Here is a 24996-nt window from a genome sequence, read left to right as displayed (position 1 = left end):
TCGTCAGCTGAGGCCGGCGCGGCGGGCGCGCTCCACGATGGGGCCGATGGCGTCGGCGAGGGCCTTCACGTCGGCCTCGGTGGAGGTGTGGCCGAGGGTGAAGCGCAGGGAGCCGCGGGCACGTTCCGCGCCGGTGCCCATCGCCAGCAGGACGTGGCTGGGCTGGGAGACGCCGGCGGAGCACGCGGAGCCGGTGGAGCAGGCGATGCCGCGCGCGTCCAGCAGCATGAGCAGGGCGTCGCCCTCGCAGCCGGGGAAGGTGAAGTGCGCGTTGCCGGGGAGGCGGTCGGCGGGGTCGCCGTTCAGGATCGCGTCGGGCACCGCGTCGCGGACGGCGCCGATGAGCCGGTCGCGCAGTTCGGTGAGGCGGCGCGCCTCGGCGTCGCGGTGCGCGACGGTGGCCCGGACGGCGGCGGCGAACCCGGCGATGGCGGGCGTGTCGAGCGTCCCGGACCGGACGTCGCGTTCCTGGCCGCCGCCGTGCAGCAGCGGCACCGGGTCGAGGAAGACGGGCTCCTTGGGCTTGGCGAGCAGCAGCGCGCCGACGCCGAGGGGGCCGCCGAGCTTGTGGCCGGTGAGGGTGAGCGCCTGCGCGCCGCTCGCGGCGAAGCGCACGGGCAGCGTCCCGGCGGCCTGGACGGCGTCGGTGTGCAGCGGGACGCCGTGCTCGCGGGCGGCGGCGGCCAGCTCGGGGACGGGCTGGACGGTGCCGACCTCGTTGTTGGCCCACATCACGGTCGCCAGCGCCACGTCGTCTCCGGAGCCGAGTGCCTCGCGCAGCGCCTCCGGGAGGACGCGGCCCTGTTCGTCCACGGGTAGCCAGTCGACGCGGGCGCCCTCGTGGTCGGCGAGCCACTGCACGGCGTCCATGACGGCGTGGTGCTCGACGGCGCCGGCGAGGACGCGGGTGCGGGCCGGGTCGGCGGCGCGGCGGGCCCAGTACAGGCCCTTGACGGCGAGGTTGTCGGCCTCGGTGCCGCCGGAGGTGAACACGACCTCGCTCGGCCGGGCGTCGAACGCCTCGGCGATGATCTCGCGGGACTCCTCGACGACCCGGCGGGCGCGCCGCCCCACCGCGTGCAGCGAGGACGGGTTCCCGAGTTCGCGCAGCTCCGCCGTCATCGCCTCGATGGCCTCGGGCAGCATCGGGGTCGTCGCTGCATGGTCGAGGTAGGTCACCACGGGGTCAACAGTATCCACGGCGCCCGTGTTCCCCTCCGGTGCCCGTGCGGTTGCGGGAACCGCGCGGCCGCGGGAATGGCGGGCGCGGGAACCGGGTTACGATCTGTACCGTCCAGCCGGTACAGTAAAATGGTCATGATGAAGGAAGCCCTCTTGAACGCCGCCGAAGCCGTCCTCTCCGAGCAGGGGACGCAGGCGCTGACGCTCACCGCGGTCGCGGACCGCGCCGGCGTCAGCAAGGGAGGGCTGCTCTACCACTTCCCCACCAAGGACGCGCTCGTCCGGGCGATGGTGGCGCGGGTCATCGAGGAGTTCGACGACCTGATCGCCTCCCACGACGACGGCACGCCGGGCTCCTACACCCGGGCCTACGTCGAGGCCACGTTCGAGATCCTGACCGGCGAGGCCCGCGCCTACCGGCGCTGGTCGGCCATCACGGCCGCCGCGGCGGACCCGGAGCAGGCCGAGCCGCTGAACGAGGCGATGCGGCGCTGGCACGGCCGCGCCCCGGCGGACGACCCCGACCCGGGCACCGCGACGGTCGTCCGGCTGGCGGCCGAGGGCCTCTGGGAAGTGGTGAGCCATGATCCCGGTCTGTACGGCGCGGACCAGCTCGAAGCGCTGAGGCAGCGGCTCCTGGACCTGCTGGAGCGATGACCCCGGGGCGCCCCGCGCCCCCCGCCGAACCACCTGAGCGACCCGGGCCCCCAGGGGTCTGGAGCGTTCCATGACGCCTGTCACACCACACCGTCCGCCACTACGGGGCCGTGCCCCCGCCGAGCCGAGAAAGAGGTGAACCATGCTGTTCCGCGCCCGTTCGGGGACGTTCCTGACCTTCGCACTGGCAGGCCTGCTGACCGGAGTGTGGGTGGCGCGCATGCCCGCGCTGGCCGCCAAGTTCGGGACGAACGAGGGCGAGATCGGCATCGTCGTCCTCGTCTGGGGGCTCGGCGCGATCGTGGCCATGCAGGCGCTCCGCGGTGTCATGTCCCGCGCCGGCAGCCGGGGCGTGCTGCGGGCCGCGCTGCCGCTGACCTCGCTGTCCTTCGCGGCCGTCGCGCTCGCCCCCTCCTACGGCGTGCTGCTCGCCGCCGTCGTGCTGTTCGGGATGACGTTCGGGATCACCGACATCGCGATGAACGCGCAGGGCAGCGTCGTCGAGCAGGCGTACCGCCGGTCCGTCATGAGCGGCATGCACGCCGGCTGGTGCGTCGGCGCGATGAGCGGCGGGGTGTTCGGCGTCGTCACGGCCGCGGCCGGGTTCGGGTTCACCACGACCGTGCTGACCGCCGCGCTGCTGTCGCTGCCCGCCGGCCTCGCCCTGGGCCGCACCTACCTGCCCGACCCGGCACGCCCGGAGGCCGGCACCGCGTCCGGGACGGGACGCAGGGCGCGCCGCATGCCGCCCGCCGTGTACCTGATCGGCGTCCTCGGGTTCATCGCCTTCATGACGGAGGGCTCGATCGCGGACTGGAGCGGCCTGCTCCTGCACGACGAGATGGGCGCCACCGAGGCGGTGGCCGCGGCCGGCTACCCGGTGTTCGAGCTGGCGATGCTGCTCGGCCGGCTCGTCGGCGACCGGGTCCGGACGCGCGTCGGCACCCGGCGGCTGCTGACCGGTGCCGGGCTCGGCACCGCGCTCGGCATGAGCGTCGTCGTGCTGGCGCCAGGCCCGGGCGTCGCGATCGCCGGGTTCTTCGTGACCGGGCTGGTGGTCTGCACGGTCGTCCCCACGACGATCTCGCTGGCCGGGACCGCCGCCCCGGACCGTCCGGCCGCCGCCGTCGCCCAGGTCGGCGCGATGGGCTACGGCGGCCTCCTGCTCGGCCCGGTCGTGGTCGGGTTCCTGTCGGAGGCCACGTCGCTGCGCGTGGGCGTGGGCTCGGTCGTCGTCCTGGCCCTGCTCATCGCCGCGGGTGCCCGCTTCGTCCCGCTCCGCACGGGCACCGACGCCGCCCCCGCGCCGGCCGCGGTCCCCGCGCGGGCCGGCGATCCGAACGACACCCGGCCCGAGCCCGTCGCGGCCTGAGCGCCCCCGTCCGCCCCCTGGATCCGATATAACCCATCGGGACCATTTCTGGCGATGGGGGCGGACGGATGGCCGAGTGGCGGGTTCCGGGTTACAGCGAGCTGCGGCCGCTCGGCGAGGGCGCGCAGGGACGCGTCGTACTGGCGCGGCACGACGCCACCGGCCGCCCGGCGGCGATCAAGTACCTCGCGGACTCCCTGGCCGGGGACGAGGAGTTCCGCGGCCGGTTCCGCGCCGAGGCCGGCCTGCTGAGCCGGCTGCGCAACCCGTTCATCGCCGGCCTGTACGGGCTGGTCGAGACGCCGGACGGCGCCGCCATCGTCATGGAGGCCGTGGACGGCGCGTCCCTCAAGGCGGTGCTCGCCGAGCGCGGGCCGCTGGCGCCCGAGGCCGCCCTGGCGTTGCTCAAGGGGTCGCTGCAGGGCCTCGCCGCCGCCCACGACCTCGGCATCGTGCACCGGGACTACAAGCCCGCGAACGTGATCGTGCGCGGCGACGGGCTGAGCAAGCTCATCGACTTCGGCATCGCCGTGGACGCCGGCGCGTCGGGGCGGGCGGGGACCCCCGTCTACATGGCGCCGGAACAGTGGCGGGACGAGCCCGCGTCGCCCGCGACGGACGTGTACGCGGCGGCGTGCGTGTTCTTCGAGTGCGTGACGGGCCGCCGCCCCTACGCCGCCGAGGACCAGGCCGGGCTGATGGGCCGCCATCTGACCGCGCCGATCCCGGTCGAGGACGTCCCCGGGCCGCTCCGCCCGCTGATCGCGCGCGGGCTGGCCAAGAACCCGTGGGACCGTCCGATGGGCGCCGCGGCGTTCGCCTCGGAACTGGAGTCGGCCGCGTCCGCCGCGTACGGGCCCGACTGGGAGGGGCACGGCGTCCGCACCCTCGCGGGGGCCGCCGCCGCGCTGTCGATGCTGTTCCCGCTCACCGCGCTCGGCCTCGGCTCGGGAGGCGCGTCGGCGAGCGCCGCGGGAGCCGCGGGCGCGGCCGGGAGCGCGGGCGCCGGAGCCGCCGGGACGGGAGGCGGAGGCGCTGGAGCCGGGGCCGCGGGCGCGGCGGGCAAAGGCGTCCTGGGGACGCTCGGCGCCAAGGGCACGGCGGCCGTCGCGGGCGGCGCGGCGGCCGTGGCCGTGGGCGGCGGCGCGGCGGTCTACGTGTCCGTCGCGGACGGGGCGCCCGAGCAGAGGCCCATCGTGGCTCAACTGGCCGCGCTCAGCGAGCCGCAGCAGGACATCGGCAACGGCGCGACGTTCCGGGCGCAGGGCCAGATCGTGCGCGTCACCGGCGGCGACGCCGCGCTCAACCGGAAGATCAACCGGGCGCTGAGGGCGCCGCTCGAACAGCGCTGGGCCAAGACGAGGACGGGCCTGGGGCGCATCGGCAGGGGCGGCTACACCGATGTCGTGAAGCCGGCGATCCTCATGCGCAACGACCGGCTGCTGTCGGTCTGGTACAGCGTCGGGCTGCGCGGTGACCGCGGGTCGGGCTGGGACCAGCCGCAGGCGGCGACCGTGGATCTGCGGACCGGCGCGTCCTACCGCCCGCCCGACCTGTTCCGCGACCCGGCCGAGCGGGGCCTCGCGCCGCTGGACGAGAAGATCAAGGCGAATCTGCCCGGCGGCTTCTACTGCCGCGCACCGGGCACCGCGCCTCCCGGAGTCGTCCTGCCCAGGGGGACCGACAACCCGTCCGCGTTCATCAAGTCCGGGGACGTCGCCATGGCCCTCACCCCGGACGGCGTCCGGGTGGCCTTCTACGGAGCGCTGCTGGGCTACGAGTCGGCATGCGGGCTGCAGGACACGGTCGTCCCCTACGCCGACGTCAGCGAGATGCTCAAGCCGGCCCTGCTGAAGGCCGTCCCGTACCCGTCCCCGAAGCGCTCCTGAAACGCGGAAGGCCCCGGCGGCGGCCCTTGGGACTCAAGGGCCGCCGCCGGGGCGTTCGCGCGAGGTCACTTGCGCTTGGTGATCTCCTCGGTGAGCTGCGGCGCGACCTGGAAGAGGTCGCCCACGATCCCGTAGTCGACGAGCTCGAAGATCGGCGCCTCGGGGTCCTTGTTGATCGCGATGATGGTCTTCGAGGTCTGCATGCCGGCCCGGTGCTGGATGGCGCCGGAGATGCCGACCGCGATGTACAGCTGCGGCGACACGGTCTTGCCGGTCTGGCCGACCTGGAACGAGTGCGGGTACCAGCCGGCGTCGGTCGCGGCGCGGGAGGCGCCGACGGCCGCGCCGAGCGAGTCGGCCAGGCCCTCGATGATCGAGAAGTTCTCGGCGCCGCCGACGCCGCGCCCGCCGGACACGACGATCGCGGCCTCGGTCAGGTCCGGGCGCTCGCCCTTCTCCTGGACGACCTTCTCCACGATCTTGGCGCCCTTGTCGGTGTCCGACAGGGTGACCGAGACCTGCTCCTCCGCCGGGGTGGCGGGGGACGCCTCGGGGGCCACCGAGTTCGGCCGGACGGCGATGATCGGCGTGCCGGTCCGCACCTTGGCGTGCGCGATGATGCCGCCGCCGAAGATGGAGTGCTCGGCGACGAGGCCGTCGGTGACGTCCACGACGTCGGTGAGCACACCGGAGCCGGTCTTGACCGCGAGACGGCCCGCGATCTCCTTGCCCTCGGCGGTCGCGGCGACCAGCACCGCGGCCGGGGACCCGGCGCCGACGAGCTGGGCGAGCAGCGCGGCCTTCGGGGCGACGACGTAGGAGGTCAGCTCCTCGTCGGCGGCCACGTAGACCTTGCCGGCGCCGTACTCGCCGAGCTTGTCCCTGGCGTTCTCATAGCCCGGCCCGACCCATACCGCGGCGGCCTCGCCGAGCCGGTTCGCCAGCGTCAGCAGTTCGAGCGTGACCTTCTTGACCTCACCGTCGACATGGTCGACGAGGACGAGAATCTCCGCCATTGTTCGTTAATCCCCTTCCTCGGTCAGACGAACTTCTTCGACGCGAGGAACTCGGCGATCTTCGCGCCGCCGTCGCCCTCGTCGGTGACGATCTCACCCTTGGCGCGCGGCGGCGCCTCGGCGAAGTCGACCACTTCGGTGGCGGCGTTCGCCAGGCCGACCTGCGACGCGTCGATGCCGGCGTCGCCGAGGCCGAGCGTCTCCACCGGCTTCTTCTTGGCCGCCATGATCCCCTTGAACGAGGGGTAGCGCGGCTCGTTGATCTTCTCGACGACGCTGACGACCGCGGGCAAGCTCGCCTCGACCCGGTCGAAGCCGTAGTCGGTCTGGCGCTGCGCCTTGATGGACGTACCGTCGATCTCGACCTTGTTGGCGAGCGACACCTGCGCGGCGCCGAGCCGCTCGGCGAGCATCGCGGCGAGGACGCCGGTGCGCGCGTCGGTGGACTCCGAGCCCAGCACCACCAGGTCGAATCCCGTACGGCCGAGGGCCTGCTGGACGGCGTACGAGGTCTGCAGCGCGTCGGAGCCCGCGAGGCCCTCGTCGACGAGGTGCACGGCCTTGTCGGCGCCCATGGCCAGGGACTTGCGGATCGAGTCGGTGGCCTTGTCGGGACCCATGGTCAGGACGGTCACCTCGCCGCCGTGGGCCTCCTTGATGCGCAGCGCCTCTTCGATCGCGTACTCATCGAGTTCGTTGATGACACCGTCCGCCGCAGCGCGGTCGAGCGTGCTGTCATCGGACTTCAGCTTGCGCGGGCTCTCCGTATCGGGAACCTGCTTCACCAGGACGACGATGTTCATGGCCGGTGGCCGACCTCCCTGCACTCAGTTGGCCGCCGAGTAAGCGGCGGAGGGGCGCCGCCCATGGCGGGTCGACGCGGACATGCGTTTTCGAAGTCACAGCCTGCCAAACACCCGAACGTGCTTCGGAGCCGGGTCCCTGGTACGGCCGTGCACCACATATGTTACTTGTGAGTAGCATACTGGCAAATCCCAGCTCGTGAGACCTTACCCACGTGGCCGCGAGATTCGCCGCATCCACCACGTCCCGGATCCGGCGTGACGCACTTCACGTCTCAGAACCGGTTGACGGCGGTCTGCAGGCGATCCATGGTGCCCTCCACCGAACTCTGCAGCCCGTACATCGGGGAGAAGCTCGGCGTCAGCGTCAGCGCCCCGACCACCGCGACCAGGGCCAGGCCGCCGAGGACGGCGCCCGCCGCCGCGATGTGGCGGGGCCGACGCGCGGCCGACAGGAACATCCGCTCCAGCTGCCGCCGCGGGCCGCTGACTCCCGGCGCCGTCCACAGCACCGCCGCGCCCGCCCCGGCGCCGAACGCGGCGGCGCTGAGCGAGTCGATCTCCCCTCCCACCGACGACACCGCGACGAGGCCGAGCGGGACGGCGACCGTGAACGCCGCCGCGTACGGGACGGTCAGCAGCGTCCGCCCGAACGCCCACGCCCAGCCCCGCGCCGTCGTGCCCGCCACCCGCAGCAGCGTCACCGCGCCCAGCGACAGCACGAGCCCCGCGATCGGCGCGATGACCACCACGGCGACCGCGATCACCACGACCATCGCCGCGAGCAGCCGCGCCCAGCCCCGCGCCACGGCCAGCCCGTGCGCCCCGGCCGCCGTCTGCGCCGTCCCGGCCGCCTCCGGTGACGCGGCCGCGGGTGCGCGGGCGGGCGGGGGCGCGGGCACGGCCGCGGCAGCCGGAGTGGGGCCGGAACGGGTGGCCGGGGCGGACGGCAGGTCCAGCCGGGACGTCGCCTCCGCCAGTTCGGCCGCGTCCGGGCGGGCCCCGGCGTCGAGGGCCGCGGCAGCCTCGACCAGCGGGCGCAGGTCCGCGGGCAGCGCGTCCAGGGGCAGCGGACCGGGGTCCGCCGCGTGCGCGCCGGCGGCGGCGTACGTCACGGTCGCGGCCCACGCCCGGACGTCGTCCGCCGCCGTGACGCCCGCGGTCAGCCCGAAGTCGATGACGACGGGCGCGCCGTCCACGACCAGGATCGTCCCGGGCCCGAGTTCGCCGTGCACGAGACCGGCCCCGTGGATGGCCGCGAGGGCCCTGGCCAGCCCGAACGCCAGCCGGCGCAGCGCGTCACCCGGCATCGGGCCCTGCTCGGCGACCGTCTCCCCGAGCGGCCGTCCCGGAACGAACCGGGACACGACGTAAGGGGTGGGTGCGGCGGCGTCACCGTCCAGGACGTCCACCACGTAGGGACTGAGCACCTCGCGCATCCGCGCGATGTCGGGCGCCGCGCCAGGCGGGAGAAGCCTGATCGCCACATCGCGTCCGTCGGGCCCGGCGGCACGGCGGACGGCACCGTTCCCGGCGCCCAGCCGGGACAGCAGCCGGTAAGGACCGATGTGCTCGTGGTGGCTCGTTTCGCCGCTCATAATGGGTCGCCACCCTACCGACCGGAGACGTCCCGCCGGGCCGATCCGGACGGAGGGGAGGTCACAGGCCCGGAATGCCGGAGACGAGTTCCCGGACGTCGGAGCGCAGGCTCTCCAGGTCCTGGCCCATCCCGTCCAGCGGCGTGGTGTCGGGCGGCTGCTCCTGGGACAGCACGACCAGTACCGCCGCGAAGATCCCCAGGATCAGGGCGCCGGCGAGCGCGGCCTCGGCGCGCGGCAGCAGCGCGCCCCAGATCCGGGCCAGCTGCCGCCGGGGCGCGCCGCTGCCCGGCGCGAGGCACAGCAGCCCGATCACCGCCATGGCGGAGTAGGCGATGGCCTTCGAGGAGGTCATGTCGGAATTGGCGAAGATCAGCACGCCGAGCAGGACCACCCCCGCCATGACGCTGAGGGACGTCCACAGGACCGTGGACATCACCGCGCCCGGCAGGTGCAGCGGCGTCCGGAACGCCGCCGCGACCGCGTCGCCCGAGCGCGGGCCCCGCCGCGTCTGCCGCCCCTCCATGCCCTTGGCGGCCTTGTCCGCCATCCGCAGGACGAGCACGCCGCCGATGGTGACGAAGAGGGCCAGCAGCGGCACGATGTTGGCGAACCCGAGCAGCGCCACCAGCACGATGAAGCTGAGGACCCGGTACCAGCCGTAGGGCTTGCGGCGATCCTTGTCGGCGCGTGTCTCCGGGCCGCGTGTGTCCGCGCCCCGCGCCGGGTCGGCGCGCCGCTGCGCGTCCTGCGCCTGCTGGTCGTAGGGCCCGGGCCGGGCCGGCCCGGGGCCGCGCTGAAGCGCTCCCGGCGGGGGCTGGTTCGGCGGCGGCGCGTACTGCGGCGGGTACCCGCCCTGGGCGTAGGGGTCCTGCGGCGCGTAGCCGCGCCCCTGGAACTGCTCCCCCGCCTTGTAGGGCGCGGGGCCGGGCGGCGGGACGGGCGGGGGCGCCGCCGGCGGCAGCTGCCCCACGAAGTCGCTGGGCTGCGCCGGGGCCGGGGCGGGCGTCGGCGCCGGGATCGCGGTCGAACCCGGCGTGGTGGGACGCGCCGGGGTGTCCTGCGGCGGCGGCGCGGCCACCGGCATGGAGAACATCCGGGAGTGGTCGGGCGCGGGCTCCTCCACCGGCTGCGACGCGCCGGGCGAGTAATGCTGGTCGACCCGGGTCTGGTCGGTGATGGTGGCTTCGATGTGGATGCGCCGGGTGAGCTGCACCAGGTTGACCGCGGTGGGACGTTCGGCCGGGTTCCGCGCCATCGCCGACCGCAGCACGGGCAGCATCGCGTCGGGCACGCCGCCCAGGTCCGGCGTCCCCTGCATGATCTTGTAGAAGATCGACTCGAAGGTGCCGGAGCCGAACGGCGGGCGTCCCGTCGCGGCGTAGGCGACCGTCCCGGCCCAGGCGTGCACGTCCGACGGCGGGCCGGCGTCCTCACCCTCGATGATCTCCGGGGCCAGATAGCCGGGGGTGCCGATCACCATGCCGGTCGCGGTCAGCCGCGTCGCGTCCGCGCCCTGCGCGATGCCGAAGTCGATCACGACGGGCTCGCCGTCGACGAGCATCACGTTGCCGGGCTTCATGTCCCGGTGCACGATCCCGGCTCCGTGGATCGCCGACAGCGCCGACGCCAGCCCGACCCCGAGCCGCTGCAGCCCCTGCCCGTAGATCGGCCCGGACTCCTCGACGATCTCCTCCAGCGTCCGGCCGGGGACGTACTGGGTGACGATGTAGGGCTGGTCGGCGGTCACGTCGGCGTCGAGGATCTCGGCGACGTGCGGGCTGTGCACCCGGCGCATCGAGTCGACCTCGCGGGCCAGCCGGCGACGCGCCGTGGCGTCCCCCGCGACCGCGGGCCGCAGCACCTTGATGGCCACGTTGCGCCCTTCGGAGTCGGCGCCGAGGTAGACGACGCCCATGCCCCCTTCGCCGAGGGTCTGAAGCACGCTGTAGTGGCCGATTCGGTCCCCGGACGTGACAGCTCCCTTCATCGTTTCCGAAACCCTACCCTCGCCCATCCGGCCGGGAAGATCTAATCGGCATCAGGCGGCCACCACGCGATCACCCTTGAGGGTCACGCGGTCGCCGTCCGCGAGCGCCCCGGCGAGCCAGCGCGCGGGCGGGCGCCTGGACGGGTCGCGCCGGAACGCGGGCCGCAGCAGCCGGGCCAGCGGTTCCGGGACGCCGTCGAGGTCGGCGTGGCCGCGCAGGATCCGGAAGCACACGCCGTGCAGCGAGCCCCGTCCGAACGGCGGCCGGCCCGTCGCGGCGTACGCGACCGTCGCCGCCCACGAGAACACGTCCGACGCGGTGGTGGCGCGCTCACCCTCGATCAGCTCCGGCGCCAGGTAGGCGGGCGTCCCCACGACCATTCCGCGCCGCGTGATCTGCGCGGCGCCCGCCTCGTGCGCGATGCCGAAGTCGATCAGCGTCGGCCGGTCGCCCATCACGATCACGTTGCCGGGAGCGACGTCCCGGTGCAGCACGCCCGCGTCGTGGACGTCCCCCAGCGCGAGCGCCAGCCGCCGCGCGAACCGGACGAGCCGGTCGTGCCGCATCGGCCCGTACGCCGGGATCAGGTCGTTCAGCGGGCAGCCGGGCACGTACTCCATGGCCACGTGCGGCCGCTCCGCCGCGACCTCGCCGCCGAGCAGCCGCGCCACGTACTCGCTGCGGACCCGCGCCTGCGCCGACATCTCCCGGGCCAGGCGGGTGACCGCCTCCGGCTCCCCCGCCAGTTCCGGGCTCAGCTCCTTCACCGCGACCTCCCGGCCGCAGAGGTCCATCGCCAGGTACACCACCGCGGTGCTCCCCCGGCCGATCTCGTCCAGCAACCGATACCCGCCCAGTCGCCGATGTGTCCCCATGTCCCCTTTGACGCCAGAAAACGGACTCCCGTTCCCCGGGGATCACCCCTTGCGGGCGGCCTGGCGGGCGCGGCGCTCCTCGCGGCGGGTCTCGAACTTGGTGGCGGACGCGTCGAGCTCCTCCAGGAACTCGCCGAGCTCCTCGCGGGCCTTCTCGCCGTCGCCGGACAGGTCGGTGCGGTCGAACACGTTCCACTTGCGCAGCACCGGGATGAGCACGTCGTCGTGATGGAGCCGCATGTCGTAGATGCCGGCGTTGGCGATGACGACCGACTTGCGGAGGAAGCCGTCGATGCTGTGGCCGGGCATGTGGAACGTCTTGACGACGTCGGTGATCGCCCGCATCGTCTCGTTCGGGCTCGCCTCCAGCGCGGCGCCCATCAGGTTCCGGTAGAAGATCATGTGGAGGTTCTCGTCGGCGGCGATGCGGGCCATCATCTGCTCGCAGACGGGGTCGCCGGACGCCCTGCCGGTGTTGCGGTGCGAGACGCGGGTGGCGAGCTCCTGGAACGACACGTACGCCGTCCCGTGCAGGAACGAGTCGCCGTGGTCGGCCTCGTAGCCGGCCTCCATGTGGTGCATGCGCGCGCGCTCAAGGGCGATCGGGTCGACCGCGCGGGTCACGGTGAGGTAGTCGCGCAGGGCGATGCCGTGCCGGTTCTCCTCGGCCGTCCACCGGTTGACCCAGGTGCCCCAGGCGCCGTCGCGGCCGTACACGGTGGCGATGGCGCGGTGGTAGCCGGGGAGGTTGTCCTCGGTGAGGAGGTTGACGATGAGCGACTCGCGCGCCTCGACGCTCAGCTTCGACTGCTCCAGCGACCACGGCTCGCCGTCCAGCGGCCCGTCGAAGTCGCGGCCCTCGCTCCACGGCACGTACTGGTGCGGGAACCATTCCTTGGCCATCGACAGGTGCCGGTTCAGCTCCGTCTCGACCACCGGCTCGAGGTCGATCAGCAGGCCGGTCTGGGACTTCTCTTCGGGGGTCACGGACATGCGGTTCCTTCGCTGGACGAGTGGTCTTGCCGGGCGGTGCCGCCGTGCCCGCGGCACGAGCGGGCCGCCCAGCAGGCCATACACAACCTACTCAAGCGTAGGTTCGATCGTCGCCACTCGGCGTCGGCCGCGTCAAGTCAGCACCGCGACAATCAACCCGCGGCGAGTTTTGTAGATCCGAGCAAAAGGGCGGCGTGGCACCTGCCGCGTGCGCCGGCCGTCACCGCGTGTCGGCGGCCTGTTGCCACATGCGGTTCACGGCGGCCCTGAGCAGGGGCCTCGGGACGAGCTTCAAAGCCGGGAACGCCGCCTTGTACTGCATCCCAGGGATGCACAGCGCGCGTCCGGCCGACACCGCGTCCAGCCCGGCCCTCGCCACGTCGTCGCGCCGCAGCCACAGCAGGTTGGACGGGCCGTGCGCGCCGGGTCGCTCGTCCTCGGTGCGCGTGAACCCGGGGCACAGCGCCGTCACATGGACGCCCTTCCCCGCGACCTCCGCGTGCAGGCTCTCGGAGAACGCCGCCACGTACGCCTTGGTCGCCCCGTACGTCGCGCTGCCGGGCGACGGAGCGAACCCCGCCATCGACGCGACGTTCAGCACCCCGCCCCGGCCGCGCTCGGCCATCCCCGGCACGGCGGCGTGGGTGAGCCGCACGAGCCCGGTCACGTTGAGTTCGATCTGCGCGAGATGGTCGTCCAGCGGCAGTTCGGCGAACGCTCCAAAAGCGCCGTACCCGGCGTTGTTGACCAGCAGTTCGACAGGGTCGGCGCGCAGCCGCCCCTCGACCTCGGCGCGCTGCCCGGGGTCGGTGAGGTCGGCCGCCACCACCTCCACGGCGACCCGGTACCGCTCGACCAGCTCGCGGGCCAGCCCGTCCAGCAGCTCGGCCCGGCGCGCCACGATCACCAGATCGGTGCCGCGGCCGGCCAGAAGGCGGGCGAAGCTCTCGCCGATGCCGCTGGACGCGCCCGTCACGAGCGCGGTTCGGTACGCGTGTCGCATGGCGGGAGATGCTAGCGGCCGATCTCCAGAACCCCGGGCAGCACACCCAAAAACACACGTAACGTTTCAGCTCACGTCTTGCGGAAGGCGCCGCGGCTCGCCACCGGCGTACTCGGGCGGCGGCAGCATCGAGGCCGGGTCCTCCCCCGCGACCCACAGGCCCACCATGAACGCCGTCGCCGCCTCCAGCAGACCGGCCCTCTCCAGCCCGCCGCCGTCCAGGGGGACGCAGCCGAGGTCGCTCACCAGCGTCCGCACCGCGGCCAGCGCCTCCTCGTCATCGCCGCACAGCGGGACGCCGAGGGGCCGCCCGCCGAACACCGGCGGGGTCATCCGCCACACGCTCTCGTGGCACGTGCTGAACGCCTTGACCACCCGCGCGCCGGTCGCGTCCGCGATCCGCCGCGCCGCCGACGGGCCGTCGTGCGTCTTCAGCCTTTCGAACGGCGGCTCCATCGGGTTGGTGCAGTCGATCAGCACCCGGCCCGTCAGGGGGCCCGCCTGGCGCAGCGCGTCGTGGACGCCCTCGTACCAGACGGCGAGCAGGACCACGTCCCCGAACGCGGCCGCCTCCCGCAGCGTGCCACCGGCCGCGCCGTGACCGATCCTCCCGGCCAGCGTCACCGCCTTCGCGGGCGTCCGCGCCCCGATCCGCACATCGTGCCCCTTGCGCGCCCACTGCGTCGCCAGCGCGTCCGCCATGTCGCCCGCGCCCAGTACACCGATCCGCATGATGGCCTCCCTCTCGATTACCGTCGGAGGCGACGCTAGGCGGGCCATTGGGCACCAACTGGTGCGTATCGGGAGGAGCAGAATGACGGGCGAACTCATGAACGACATCGAATTCGCCGCCGACTGCCAGACGCGGCTGGGCCTCGACCTCCTGTCCGGTACGTGGACGGGCGTCGTGCTCTGGACGCTGCGCACCGGCCCCATGCGCCCGCGCCAGTTGCGGGACAGAATCGGCGGCATCAGCCACAAGGTGCTGAACGAGACGCTCCGGCGCCTCGAACAGAACGGCCTCGTCACCCGCCGCCGGTACGCCGAGGCACCGCCGCGCGTCGAATACGAGCTGACCGGCCCGGGACGCGGGATGCTCGAACCCCTCTTCGCCCTGAGCCGCTGGACCGAGCGCTACGCCGACGAGGTCCTCGATGCGCAGGAGCGTGCGGTCAGCGGCCTGTGAACGCGGTCAGCGGCCTGTGAACTTCGCCTTGCCGGGGCCTTCCTCCATGAAGCTCTTCATGCCGGCGGCCTGGTCCTCGGTGGCGAACAGGGCGGCGAACTGGGTGCGCTCGATCTCCAGGCCGGTGTCGAGGTCGACCTCCAGGCCCGCGTTGATGGCCTGCTTGGCGGCGCGGAGCGCGATCGCCGGGCCGCCGACGAAGCTCGCCGCCCACTCCTTCGCGGCCGTGTAGACGTCGCCGTCCGGGACGACCCGGTCGACGAGCCCCAGGGAGAGGGCCTCGCCGGCCTCCACGTGCCGTCCGGAGAAGATCAGGTCCTTGGCCCTGGACGGCCCGACCAGCCGCGACAGCCGCTGCGTGCCGCCCGCGCCGGGGATGATGCCGAGCTGGATCTCCGGCTGCCCCACCTTCGCGCCCTCGCCCGCGACCCGGAAGTCTGCGGTCAGCGCCACTTCGAGGCCGCCGCCGAGCGCGTACCCGGTGATCGCGGCGATGACCGGCTTGGGAATCCCGGCGAGCGCCTTGGCGAAGTCCTGCAGCAGCCGCGAGTGGCCCGCCGACATCTGCGCGTACGACATCGGGGCCATCTCCTTGATGTCCGCGCCCGCCGCGAACACCTTCTCACCGCCGTACAGCACGACGGCGCCGACCGTCTCGTCCTGGGTGACCTCCCGGGCCGCGTCGATCAGCTCCCGCTGCATCTGGGCGTTCAGGGCGTTCATCTTCGGACGGTCCAGCCTGATCGTCGCGATCCCGTCCTCGACCTCGACCCGTACGAACTCGCCCACGGCGACCCTCCTGAAACTCGGCGGCTGAACGCTTCGAGCCTAACCAGGGGCCGTGCCGCGGTGACGGGCGGCGCCCGAGTCACGGTTGTCATGCGCCGGTACGTCAGAGGCTGCTGGTAGCTTCGGTGACCATGCTCGTCGCCCACGCCACCTGGCATGGCGGTGCGCTCTGCCTCTGGGCCGAACGCACCGGCCCGCACGAGCCCTCACCGGACGTCCACCCCTTCGCGACCCGCGACTTCACCGGCACGTCCTACGAGCCGCTCCTCCGAACCGCGTTCCCCGTCGAGCTGACGCTGTCGCTGCCGACGCTCGGCGACCATCCGCTGCCGTCGGCGGAGCTCGGCCCCGAGCCGGTGCGCGAGGAGCCCGAACTGCGCCCGTGGCGGGTTCCTGCGCTCGTCCTGGAGCCGTTCCCCGCGATGGCCCTGCTCCAGGCCGCCGAGCACGGTGCCGACGTGATCCCCGGCACCGACCTGCGCTTCCTGTCCATGATCGCGGACGAGGCCGTCCATCTCACCGGGCGCGGCCAGGTGCTGCCCGCGCTGCTGCGCGAGGACGGCGACCTCGTGGCCCGCTGGCGTCCGGTGATCGACGACCCGGCGCGGTTCCGGGCGCTGGCCCGCGCCATGCCCGCCGCGTGCCGCGCCGCCGACGGCGGACGTCCCGCCGCCGCGGTGCTGCGGGAGGCGCTGTCCGGCCTGGTCGACACCGCCGTCCGGGGCGTGGTGCCGCATCCGCTGCTGGTGTCCCGGCGCAAGGTCCCGGACCGGCTGCCGCTCGCCGAACGGTGGGTGGCGGCGCTGACGGGGCCGTCCCCCCGGGTCGCCCGCGAACCGCGTGACGACCCCGACGATCTGATCGCCGAACTGGACGCGTGGGCCGCCGCCGCGCGCCGCCCGTCCGGTCCGCTCCGCGTCTGCTTCCGCCTCGCCGAGCCGGGCGCGCAGCAGTGGGACGTGGAGGACGGGGAGCTCGCCGACGAGCCCGAGGACGACGACTCCTGGCGGGTCGAGTTCGCCCTCCAGGGCACCGACGACCCCAGCCTGTACGTGCCGGCGTCCATGGTGTGGGCGGGGGAGGCGACCTCGATCCCCGACGCCGAGGAGACGCTCCTCGGCGGCCTCGGCCGCGCGCTGCGCCTGTTCCCCGACATGGCGCCCGCCCTGGACGGCCCGGCGCCCGGCGAGCTGATCCTCGACACCGCCGGCGCGTTCCGCTTCCTCCGCCAGGCGGCCCCGATGCTCGCCGCCGCGGGCTTCGGCGTCCTCCTTCCCCAGTGGGCGGGCAAGGCCAAGCTCGGCATGAAGCTGACGACCGGCGGCGAGGACCCGGAGTCGTCGTCCGGTTCGGCCGTGGCCTCGGGCTTCGACATGAAGGCCATGGTCGATTTCCGCTGGGACCTCGCCATCGGCGACGACAGCATCGACGAGGCCGAACTGGAGGAGCTGGCCCGCCTGAAGACGCCCCTCGTCCGGCTGCGCGGCCAGTGGGTCGAGCTGGACGAACGGCAGCTGGAAGCCGCCCTCGACTTCCTGCGCCACCCCCGCCGCGGCCGGATGAGCGCCGCCGAGGCGATCCGCGCGATCGTCCACGCGGGCGACGACGCGCTCCCCCTCGCCGAGGTCGACGCCGGCGGCCCCCTCGGCGACCTGCTCTCCGGCGAGGCCGACCGCCGCCTCGCGCCCACGCCCACCCCCGACGACCTGGACGCCGAACTGCGGCCCTACCAGGAGCGCGGCCTCGCCTGGCTGGCCTTCATGAACGATTTGGGGCTGGGCGCCCTGCTCGCGGACGACATGGGGCTCGGAAAGACGATCTCCGTCCTGTCGCTGCTCGTCCACGAAAGGGAGAACGGCGCCCGCCCCGACCCGACGCTGGCGATCCTCCCGATGTCGCTGGTGGGGAACTGGCAGCGGGAGGCGGCACGGTTCACCCCCAAGCTGCGCGTCTACGTCCACCACGGGACGGGGCGGCACCGCGGCGACGACCTCGTCCAGGCCGTCGCGGGCGCCGATCTGGTGCTGACGACCTACGGGACGGCGGCGCGGGACGCGGAGGCGCTCGCGGCGTTCGAGTGGGGGCGGATCGTCTGCGACGAGGCGCAGGCGCTCAAGAACAGCGGGACGCGGCAGGCCAGGGCGGTGCGCAGCATCCCGGCACGGACCCGGATCGCGCTCACCGGCACCCCGGTGGAGAACCACCTCACCGAACTGTGGTCGATCATGGAGTTCGCGAATCCGGGGCTGCTCGGCCCGCGCAGCGCGTTCCGGCGGCGTTTCGCGATACCGATCGAGCGCGAGGGCGACGAGCAGGCGGCGCTGGCGCTGAAGCGGGCGACGCAGCCGTTCGTCCTCCGCCGCCTCAAGACCGACAAGTCGATCATCTCGGACCTTCCGGAGAAGCAGGAGATCAAGGTCTACTGCAACCTCACCACCGAGCAGGCGTCGCTCTACCAGGCGACCGTGGACGACATGCTCCGGCAGATCGCCGAGGCGGAGGAGGCGAAGCGGCGCGGGCTCGTCCTGGCGACGATGGCCAAGCTCAAGCAGGTCTGCAACCATCCGGCGCAGCTGCTCAAGGACGGGTCCCGGCTCCCCGGCCGCTCCGGCAAGCTGGAACGGCTGGAGGAGATCTGCGCCGAGGTCCTCGGGCAGGGAGAGAAGGCCCTCGTCTTCACCCAGTACGCCGCGTTCGGCTCGATGCTCCAGCCCTACCTGGCCGCCCGGCTGGAGCGGCCCGTGCTGTGGCTGCACGGCGGGACGTCCAAGCAGGGACGCGACGACCTCGTCCAGCGTTTCCAGGACGACGACGAGCCGGCGATCTTCCTGCTGTCCCTCAAGGCGGCCGGGACGGGACTGACGCTGACGGCCGCCAACCACGTCGTGCACGTCGACCGCTGGTGGAACCCGGCCGTCGAGGACCAGGCCACCGACCGCGCGTTCCGCATCGGGCAGACGCGCAACGTCCAGGTCCGCAAGTTCATCTGCGTCGGGACGATGGAGGAGCGCGTCGACGAGATGATCGAACGCAAGAAGGCCCTCGCCGAGTCGATCGTCGGCACGGGCGAGGACTGGCTCACGGAGCTGTCGGTCGCCGAGCTGCGCGACGTCCTGCGCCTGTCCCCCGAGGCGGTGAGCGACTGATGGACGAGCCGCTCAAGGCCCGCACGAAGCGGGGATCGATCGGGGCGCGGTGGTGGTCCCGGCGGTTCATCGACCTCCTCGAATCGTTCGCCGACAAGGGCCGGCTGTCACGCGGCCGGACGTACGCGCGCAAGGGACAGGTGTTCGGCCTGAGGGTCGCGCCGTACGAGGTGACGGCGCAGGTGCGGGGGTCGGCACCGGAGCCGTACGAGGTCGCGCTCGGCATCGACGCGATCGACGCGGACGGCTGGCGGGCGGTGGAGAGGGAACTGGCGTCGCGCGCGGTGTTCCGGGCGCGGCTGCTCGCCGGGGAGATGCCGCCGGAGATCGAGTGGGTGTTCGCCGAGCTGGGCCTGTCGCTGTTCCCCGGATCGGCGTCCGATCTGCACCTGATGTGCGACTGCCCCGACTGGGGCGATCCGTGCAAGCACGCCGCGGCCGTCCTGTACCTGCTGGCCGAGGCGTTCGACGACGACCCGTTCCTCATCCTGCAGTGGAACGGGCGAGGCCGGGAGCAGCTCCTGGCGGCCCTGCGACGCGGCACCGAGACCGGGCCCGACCCGCTGGCCATAGAGGACGAGCCGCTCACGGCCGCCGGGTTCTGGACGCCTCCGTCGGGCATGGCCCATCTCCGCGACCGCCCGGCCGCGCCCCCCGTCCCACCCGGCTTCGTCCTCCAGGTGGCCGCTCCCCCACCGGTCAAGATCCGCCGCCGCGCCCTGACCGACGTCCTCGCCCCGGTCTACGAGGCCCTCGCGGAGGGCGGCGGCGAAGCGGACTAGGCGGGGAGGCGGGCGCGGACGGTGAAGCCGCCGCCCCCGGGGCGGGGGCCGGCGTCGAGGTCACCGCCGAGCGCCCTGGCGCGGTCGCGCATCCCGCGGATGCCGCTGCCGTCCTGTGAGGCCCCGGCCGCGGCGGTGTCCCCGTCATCTTCCACATGGACGACCACGTCGGATTCGGTGTACCGGATGCGGACGGCGGCTGCGGTGGCGTTGGAGTGGCGGGCCACGTTGGTGAGAGCCTCCTGGACGATGCGGTACGCGGCGAGGTCGGTCTCGGCGGGCAGGGTGCGCGGCTCGCCCTCGACCTCGGTCCGGATGGTGAGTCCTGCGGCGGCGATGCCGTCGGTCAGCTCGTCCAGCCGGGCGAGGCCGGGGGGCGGCGTGACCGGCGCGGCCTCGTCGACCTGCCGCAGGACGCCGAGGGTGGCGCGCATCTCGCGGAGGGTGTCCTTGCTGGCCTGCTTGATCGCGGTGAGGGCGTCCTCGGCGCGTTCCGGCTCGCGGCGCAGGCCGTGCAGCGCCGCCGTGGCCTGCACGTTGATCAGAGAGATGTTGTGGCCGAGGACGTCGTGCAGTTCGCGGGCGATGCGGAGCCGTTCCTCGATGGCGCGGCGCCGCGCCTCCAGGTCGCGCCCGCGTTCGGCGACCCGGGCGCGTTCCTCGGCCTCCCGCAGGTAGGCGCGCCGGTTGCGGACGACGCCGCCGATCGCGATGACCGCGACGAACCATCCGACGAGCAGGAAGCCGGCCGCGTCCTCGATGTGGCTGGCGTCGCCGCTGTTCCCGTACGCGGTCGCGGCCAGCGCGAGACCCGCCAGCACCACGGCCACCGCGAGGTGCCCCTCCGCCGCCGCCGTGTACAGGGCGATGGCGAACGTGATGATGAGCAGGCCGTCCGGCTCGGTCAGCGGGTAGTAGAGCCCGCACGCGACGAGCGTGACGGCCGCCACGGCGACGGGGTAACGCCGGCGGAAGTACAGCGCCCAGCACGCGATGACCAGCATCGCCCAGCCGGCCGCGGGCATGAGGCCGCGGTCGTCCTTCTCCGCCACCAGGACGCTGGAGGTCGACAGGAGCAGGCATCCCACGGCCAGGAGCACGTCGGCGTGGCGGCCGCGCGGCGGCCACCGGAGGGCCCGCGCGACACCGCCGTCACGCAGACCCGGTGTTCGCACCCGTCCATCCTGCCAGGGGCGCGGCGGAGTCAGGCGCGGCGGAGGTTGCTGAAACTCCCGGATCCGCTCTCCCAGCGCAGGGAGCCGTCGGGGCGGGGGACGAGCTTCTGCATGCCGCCCAGCTCGCACCGGTCGCCGAAGGTGAGCAGGCGGCTGGAGTACAGGACGATCTCGTCTTCGGTGGACACCAGCGTGGCCATGGCCGAGCACGAGGATGCGTCCCCGTCGAGAAGGTGATCTTGGCGGCCTCGGTTCCGACGCGGCCCGCGGTCAACTCGAACCGCTTGCGGGACGGGGACGGGCGGCGTGCCGACCCAGTTCGGCCACGACCTCGGCGGGCAGCCAGGTGCCGTCGCCGGGCGGGTCGCCGAGGAGGTCGTCGAGCGCGGGACGGTCTCCGGGCTCCTTGGCCAGGCAGCGATCCGCCAGGTCGCGGACCGGCCCGTCCAGGTCGCCGAGATCGGCGGGTTCGGACGCCACGCGGAACAGTTGGGCGTGGACGCTGCCGCCGCCGCCGAACGGCCGGCGGCCGGTCGCCGCGTACGCCAGGACGGCCCCGAGGCAGAAGGCGTCGGAGGCCGGGGGCAGCGGCGTGCCCCGCACCTGCTCGGGCGACGTGAACCCCGGAGAGCCGATCAGCGTCCCGGTCCGGGTGGTGACGCCGGAGTCCACCGAGCGGGCGACGCCGAAGTCGATCAGGCGGGGCCCGTCGATCGTGACGAGCACGTTCGACGGTTTCAGGTCGCGGTGGATCAGGTCCTTGCCGTGCACGGCCCGCAGTGCCCGCGCCAGCCCGGCGGCCAGCGCGAGGACGGACGCCTCGGGCAGCGGCCCGTGCAGGTCGACGACCTCCTGGAGGCTGGGGCCCGGGACGTACGCGGTCGCCACCCAGGGCGCCTCGGACTCGGTGTCGGCGTCCAGGACGGCCGCGGTCCACTCGCCGCCGACGCGGCGGGCCGCCTCGACCTCGTTCCGGAACCGGCGGCGGAAGTCGGGGTCGCCGGCCAGTTCCGGATGGACGAGCTTGACCGCGACCATGCGGCCGCGGGCGGACCGTCCGAGGAACACCCGGCCCATGCCTCCGGCGCCCAGCCGTGCGATCAACCGGTACGCCCCGGCGTTCCGCGGGTCCCCGGGCCTCAGTGTCTCCACACGGTGCCCTTCCCGAGTTGATCAGTCCCCGGGGCAGGATAGAGCGCCGCCCAGCCGGGCACCAACGCCGGCCCGATTCGCAGGGCCGCGATGTCGCCGCGAGCTGGCGACGGCGCTGGGTGTCCACTACCAGACGATCGGGTACCTGGAACGCGGCGGGTACAGCCCGAGCCCGCATCTCGCGCTGCGCATCGCCGACCTCGTCGAGGTGCCGATCGAGGTCGTGTTCTCGCTGACGCCGTTCCCCCGGCTGGGGAGCACGTGATGAGGTAGCCGAGACAGGAGGCGCGCCGGATGAGAACGCGCTGGACGCGTGCCCAGAAGGACGTGACGGCCTAGCGCAGGTCGCCGTTCGTCATGCCCTGCGGGGCGGGCGGCAGCGCCACCAGGCCCATCTCCGCCCGTCCCGACAGCAGCGGATGCCTCGGCACCACCCGGACGCTGTACCCGAACGCGCCGCTGCGCCCCAGCGGGACCTCCCCGACGTACCGGATCCGCCCGTCCTCCGACGGGCCGCTCCGGTCCAGCTCCAGGTGGGACGGGTCGATCAGCGCGTCGGAGTCGTCCACCCGGCCGTAGACGACCTCCACGGCGACGTCGCCGGGGTCGAGGCCGCCGAGGTCGACGACGACCCGCACCGACAGCCGCGCGCCGACCTGCGGGCTCTCCTCCCCGTTGGACTCGACGTGCTCGACGGCGACGCCCGGCCACGCGTCCCGGACCCGCCTCTTCCACGCCGCCAGCGTCCGCGCCCCCGCGAACTTGTCGGCGACCATGGCGCGTTCGGACACGGCGGCGGGGATGTAGAGCCGCTCGACGTAGTCGCGCAGCATCCGGGACGCCAGCACCTTCGGGCCGAGGGTGACGATGGTGTGCTTGACCATCTCCAGCCAGCGTCGCGGCAGCCCGCCCGAGTCCCGGTCGTAGAAGGTGACCGAGACGTGGTCCTCGATCAGCTCGTACAGCGCGGCGGCCTCCAGCTCGTCGCGCCGGTCGGGCGCGGCGAGGCCGTCGGCGGACGGGATCGCCCAGCCGTTCTGGCCGTCGTACCACTCGTCCCACCAGCCGTCGCGGATCGACAGGTTCAGCGCGCCGTTCAGCGCCGCCTTCATCCCGGACGTGCCGCACGCCTCCAGCGGGCGGAGCGGGTTGTTCATCCACACGTCGCAGCCCTGCACCATGAGCTGCCCGAGCGCCATGTCGTAGTCGGGCAGGAACACGATCCGGTGCCGGACGTCCTCCTCCCCGGCGAACCGCACGATGTCCTGGATCAGCCGCTTGCCGCCCTCGTCGGCCGGGTGCGCCTTCCCCGCGATGACGATCTGCACGGGACGGTCCGGGTCCAGCAGGATCGAGCGGAGCCGGTCCTGGTCGCTCATCATCAGCGTCAGCCGCTTGTAGGACGGGACGCGCCGCGCGAACCCGATCGTCAGGACGTCCGGGTCGAGGGCGTCGTCGATCCAGGAGAGCTCGGCCTCGCTCGCGCCGCGCTGCCGCCACGACTCGCGGAGGCGGCGCCGCGCGTCCAGGACGAGGCGGCGCCGCAGCAGCCCCCGCATCCGCCAGATCTCGGCCTCGGAGACGCCGCGCACGCCCTCCCAGCCGCGCCCGGACTCCATCAGCGACGGCAGTTCCCGGGCGGCCAGCTCCAGCGCCTCGCGCGCCACCCACGTGCCGGCGTGCACGCCGTTGGTGATCGACCCGACGGGGACCTCGGCGGTGTCGAAGCCGCCCCACAGCCCGCCGAACATCTCGCGGCTGACCTGCCCGTGCAGCTCGCTGACGCCGTTGACGCGCTGCGCCAGCCGCATCCCCATCACGGCCATGTTGAACACGGTGCGGTCGCCGCCGGGGTAGTCCTCGGCGCCGAGTGCGAGGACCCGGTCGACGGGGACCTGCTCCTTCTCGTTCACGCCGCCGAAGTACCGGCTGATCAGCTCGCGCGGGAACCGGTCGATGCCGGCCGGGACGGGCGTGTGCGTGGTGAACACCGTGCCCGCCCGGGTCGCCTCGAGCGCCTCGTCGAACGTCAGGCCCTCCTCCGACACCAGCTCGCGGATGCGTTCCAGGCCGAGGAACCCGGCGTGCCCCTCGTTGGTGTGGAACACCTCGGGCGCCGCGTGCCCGGTGATGCGGCAGTACGCGCGGATGGCCCGGACGCCGCCGATGCCGAGCAGCATCTCCTGCAGCAGCCGGTGGTCGCCGCCGCCGCCGTACAGCCGGTCGGTGACGTCCCGCGCGGACTGGTCGTTCTCCTCCACGTCGGAGTCGAGGAGCAGCTGCGGGACGCGGCCGACGCGCGCGATCCACACCTGCGCCTCCAGGCCGCGTCCTTTCGGGAGGCCGATGACGACCCGGACCGGCGTCCCGTCCCGCTCGCGGAGCAGGGTGAGCGGCAGGCCGTTCGGGTCGAGCGGCGGGTAGCGCTCCAGCTGCCAGCCGTCCGGTGACAGCGACTGCGAGAAGTAGCCGTGCCGGTACAGCAGCCCGACCCCGAGGATCGGGACGCCGAGGTCGCTCGCGGTCTTCAGGTGGTCGCCGGCCAGGATGCCGAGGCCGCCGGAGTACTGCGGCAGCGCGGCGGTGATGCCGTACTCGGGTGAGAAGTAGGCGATGCAGGCGGGAGTGTCGGCGTTCGAGCGCGACTGGTACCAGCGCGGCGCCGTCAGGTACTCGCGCAGGTCGTCGGAGGTGTCCTGGAGGCGGCGCAGGAACCGCCGGTCCTCCGCCAGCCGCGCCAGCCGCTCCGGCGCGACCTCGCCGAGCAGCCTGACGGGGTCGTGGTGGACGGCCTGCCACAGGGCGGGGTCCACGGCGCGGAACAGGTCGAGCGTCTCGTGGTGCCAGGACCAGCGGAGGTTGAGGACGAGCTCCTCAAGCTGCCGGAGCGGCTCGGGAAGGACGGTGCGTACCGTGAAACGTCGGATTGCCTTCACACAACGTCACGCTATGCGCTGTTCTCCGGTGGCGCGACAGCCGGGGAGGGCGGCGGCGCCGGCCCGACCGTTCCGAGGGGCGCCCTTGAACTCCGCGATTCACCAGGTCACAGGGTTTTCCATACCGTCCGCGCCCGCGATCCGGGGCGCTTGAGCGGCACTCACCCAGGGTCGCCGGGGCGGGGCGCAAAGTTATCGGAAACTACCGGACGGTAGGCCCCGGTTCGCGGGCATGGGACGTTTCGGAAGTCTCGCAGGGGTAGGGGATCGCTCATGCACGTCGAGTCCGGAACGTCCAGCATGACCGGCATTCCGAGGCTAGGTCGCATCCCGATTCTGGATGTGGCGCCGGTGGTGGGGTGCGGCCGGTGGCCGGCCAAGGCGGTGGTGGGTGAGACGGTCGAGGTGTCGGCGACGGTGTTCCGTGAGGGGCACGAGATGCTGGGCGCGG

The 24996-nt window shown here is 73.5% G+C and carries 22 protein-coding genes; 8 read left to right on the top strand and 14 right to left on the bottom strand.

Annotated elements, in window-relative coordinates; translation table 11 throughout:
- Positions 1–3: 3 nt before the first annotated feature.
- On the bottom strand, positions 4–1179 hold the full coding sequence (locus ACTWPP_RS31540; RefSeq protein WP_443108212.1) for a cysteine desulfurase family protein: 1176 nt from the start codon (positions 1177–1179) through the stop codon (positions 4–6).
- Positions 1180–1320: 141 nt separating this feature from the next.
- On the opposite strand from ACTWPP_RS31540, the gene ACTWPP_RS31535 reads away from it, so the two are divergent.
- The 3 genes from ACTWPP_RS31535 to ACTWPP_RS31525 all read left to right on the top strand — a co-directional run bounded on the left by ACTWPP_RS31535 (position 1321) and on the right by ACTWPP_RS31525 (position 5100).
- The gene (locus ACTWPP_RS31535; protein WP_443108034.1) at positions 1321–1839 is read left to right on the top strand and encodes a TetR/AcrR family transcriptional regulator; all 519 of its coding nucleotides are present in this window, start codon (positions 1321–1323) and stop codon (positions 1837–1839) included.
- Between the two features lie 142 nt (positions 1840–1981).
- Complete coding sequence (locus tag ACTWPP_RS31530) at positions 1982–3211, top strand: MFS transporter (RefSeq protein ID WP_443108033.1); 1230 nt, start codon at positions 1982–1984, stop codon at positions 3209–3211.
- A gap of 68 nt (positions 3212–3279) precedes the next feature.
- Positions 3280–5100: a serine/threonine-protein kinase gene (locus ACTWPP_RS31525; protein ID WP_443108032.1), complete on the top strand. Its 1821-nt coding sequence runs from the start codon at positions 3280–3282 to the stop codon at positions 5098–5100.
- Between the two features lie 65 nt (positions 5101–5165).
- Here the strand turns inward: ACTWPP_RS31525 and ACTWPP_RS31520 are convergent, their stop codons facing one another.
- The 8 genes from ACTWPP_RS31520 to ACTWPP_RS31485 all read right to left on the bottom strand — a co-directional run bounded on the left by ACTWPP_RS31520 (position 5166) and on the right by ACTWPP_RS31485 (position 14111).
- Entirely contained in the window at positions 5166–6116 is a 951-nt protein-coding gene (locus ACTWPP_RS31520; protein ID WP_443108031.1) for an electron transfer flavoprotein subunit alpha/FixB family protein, read from the bottom strand.
- A gap of 23 nt (positions 6117–6139) precedes the next feature.
- Positions 6140–6919: an electron transfer flavoprotein subunit beta/FixA family protein gene (locus ACTWPP_RS31515; protein ID WP_443108030.1), complete on the bottom strand. Its 780-nt coding sequence runs from the start codon at positions 6917–6919 to the stop codon at positions 6140–6142.
- A gap of 275 nt (positions 6920–7194) precedes the next feature.
- Positions 7195–8517 (bottom strand): protein kinase domain-containing protein, encoded by a 1323-nt coding sequence (locus ACTWPP_RS31510; protein ID WP_443108029.1) that lies wholly within the window; start codon positions 8515–8517, stop codon positions 7195–7197.
- 61 nt (positions 8518–8578) lie between these two features.
- Complete coding sequence (locus ACTWPP_RS31505) at positions 8579–10507, bottom strand: serine/threonine-protein kinase (RefSeq protein ID WP_443108028.1); 1929 nt, start codon at positions 10505–10507, stop codon at positions 8579–8581.
- Between the two features lie 51 nt (positions 10508–10558).
- The gene (locus ACTWPP_RS31500; RefSeq protein ID WP_443108027.1) at positions 10559–11383 is read right to left on the bottom strand and encodes a serine/threonine-protein kinase; all 825 of its coding nucleotides are present in this window, start codon (positions 11381–11383) and stop codon (positions 10559–10561) included.
- Positions 11384–11425: 42 nt separating this feature from the next.
- Complete coding sequence (locus tag ACTWPP_RS31495; protein WP_443108026.1) at positions 11426–12376, bottom strand: acyl-ACP desaturase; 951 nt, start codon at positions 12374–12376, stop codon at positions 11426–11428.
- Between the two features lie 220 nt (positions 12377–12596).
- On the bottom strand, positions 12597–13379 hold the full coding sequence (locus ACTWPP_RS31490; RefSeq protein ID WP_443108025.1) for an SDR family NAD(P)-dependent oxidoreductase: 783 nt from the start codon (positions 13377–13379) through the stop codon (positions 12597–12599).
- A 66-nt stretch (positions 13380–13445) separates the two neighbouring features.
- Positions 13446–14111 (bottom strand): NADPH-dependent F420 reductase, encoded by a 666-nt coding sequence (locus ACTWPP_RS31485; RefSeq protein ID WP_443108024.1) that lies wholly within the window; start codon positions 14109–14111, stop codon positions 13446–13448.
- 82 nt (positions 14112–14193) lie between these two features.
- On the opposite strand from ACTWPP_RS31485, the gene ACTWPP_RS31480 reads away from it, so the two are divergent.
- Positions 14194–14565 carry a winged helix-turn-helix transcriptional regulator gene (locus ACTWPP_RS31480; RefSeq protein ID WP_443108023.1) on the top strand — a complete coding sequence of 124 codons (372 nt, stop codon included), beginning with the start codon at positions 14194–14196 and terminating at the stop codon, positions 14563–14565.
- 6 nt (positions 14566–14571) lie between these two features.
- Here the strand turns inward: ACTWPP_RS31480 and ACTWPP_RS31475 are convergent, their stop codons facing one another.
- Positions 14572–15354 carry an enoyl-CoA hydratase/isomerase family protein gene (locus ACTWPP_RS31475; protein WP_443108022.1) on the bottom strand — a complete coding sequence of 261 codons (783 nt, stop codon included), beginning with the start codon at positions 15352–15354 and terminating at the stop codon, positions 14572–14574.
- Positions 15355–15485: 131 nt separating this feature from the next.
- On the opposite strand from ACTWPP_RS31475, the gene ACTWPP_RS31470 reads away from it, so the two are divergent.
- Positions 15486–18500, top strand: coding sequence for a DEAD/DEAH box helicase (locus ACTWPP_RS31470; protein ID WP_443108021.1), 3015 nt, complete (start codon positions 15486–15488; stop codon positions 18498–18500).
- On the top strand, positions 18500–19282 hold the full coding sequence (locus ACTWPP_RS31465; protein WP_443108020.1) for an SWIM zinc finger family protein: 783 nt from the start codon (positions 18500–18502) through the stop codon (positions 19280–19282). Before ACTWPP_RS31470 ends, ACTWPP_RS31465 begins: the two co-directional genes overlap by 1 nt.
- Here the strand turns inward: ACTWPP_RS31465 and ACTWPP_RS31460 are convergent.
- The 3 genes from ACTWPP_RS31460 to ACTWPP_RS31450 form a co-directional block, all read right to left on the bottom strand.
- A complete protein-coding gene (locus tag ACTWPP_RS31460; RefSeq protein WP_443108019.1) occupies positions 19279–20457 on the bottom strand; it encodes a sensor histidine kinase in 1179 nt (392 codons plus the stop codon). The genes ACTWPP_RS31465 and ACTWPP_RS31460 overlap by 4 nt on opposite strands.
- A 29-nt stretch (positions 20458–20486) precedes the next feature.
- Positions 20487–20657, bottom strand: coding sequence for a hypothetical protein (locus tag ACTWPP_RS31455; protein ID WP_443108018.1), 171 nt, complete (start codon positions 20655–20657; stop codon positions 20487–20489).
- A 70-nt stretch (positions 20658–20727) separates the two neighbouring features.
- The gene (locus ACTWPP_RS31450) at positions 20728–21609 is read right to left on the bottom strand and encodes a serine/threonine-protein kinase (RefSeq protein ID WP_443108017.1); all 882 of its coding nucleotides are present in this window, start codon (positions 21607–21609) and stop codon (positions 20728–20730) included.
- Between the two features lie 103 nt (positions 21610–21712).
- Between ACTWPP_RS31450 and ACTWPP_RS31445 the strand changes: the two genes are divergently transcribed.
- On the top strand, positions 21713–21874 hold the full coding sequence (locus ACTWPP_RS31445; RefSeq protein ID WP_443108211.1) for a helix-turn-helix transcriptional regulator: 162 nt from the start codon (positions 21713–21715) through the stop codon (positions 21872–21874).
- Between the two features lie 70 nt (positions 21875–21944).
- Here the strand turns inward: ACTWPP_RS31445 and glgP are convergent, their stop codons facing one another.
- Entirely contained in the window at positions 21945–24545 is a 2601-nt protein-coding gene (gene glgP, locus ACTWPP_RS31440; protein ID WP_443108016.1) for an alpha-glucan family phosphorylase, read from the bottom strand.
- 273 nt (positions 24546–24818) lie between these two features.
- On the opposite strand from glgP, the gene ACTWPP_RS31435 reads away from it, so the two are divergent.
- Positions 24819–24996 (top strand): maltotransferase domain-containing protein (locus ACTWPP_RS31435; RefSeq protein ID WP_443108210.1); only part of this gene is annotated, 178 nt, incomplete at its 3' end.

This window comes from Actinomadura sp. 3N407, from assembly GCF_052245875.1.
Taxonomy (GTDB): domain Bacteria; phylum Actinomycetota; class Actinomycetes; order Streptosporangiales; family Streptosporangiaceae; genus Spirillospora.
The sequence above is the reverse complement of the archived record's forward strand: the minus strand, read 5'-3'. Positions and strand labels throughout refer to the sequence as shown.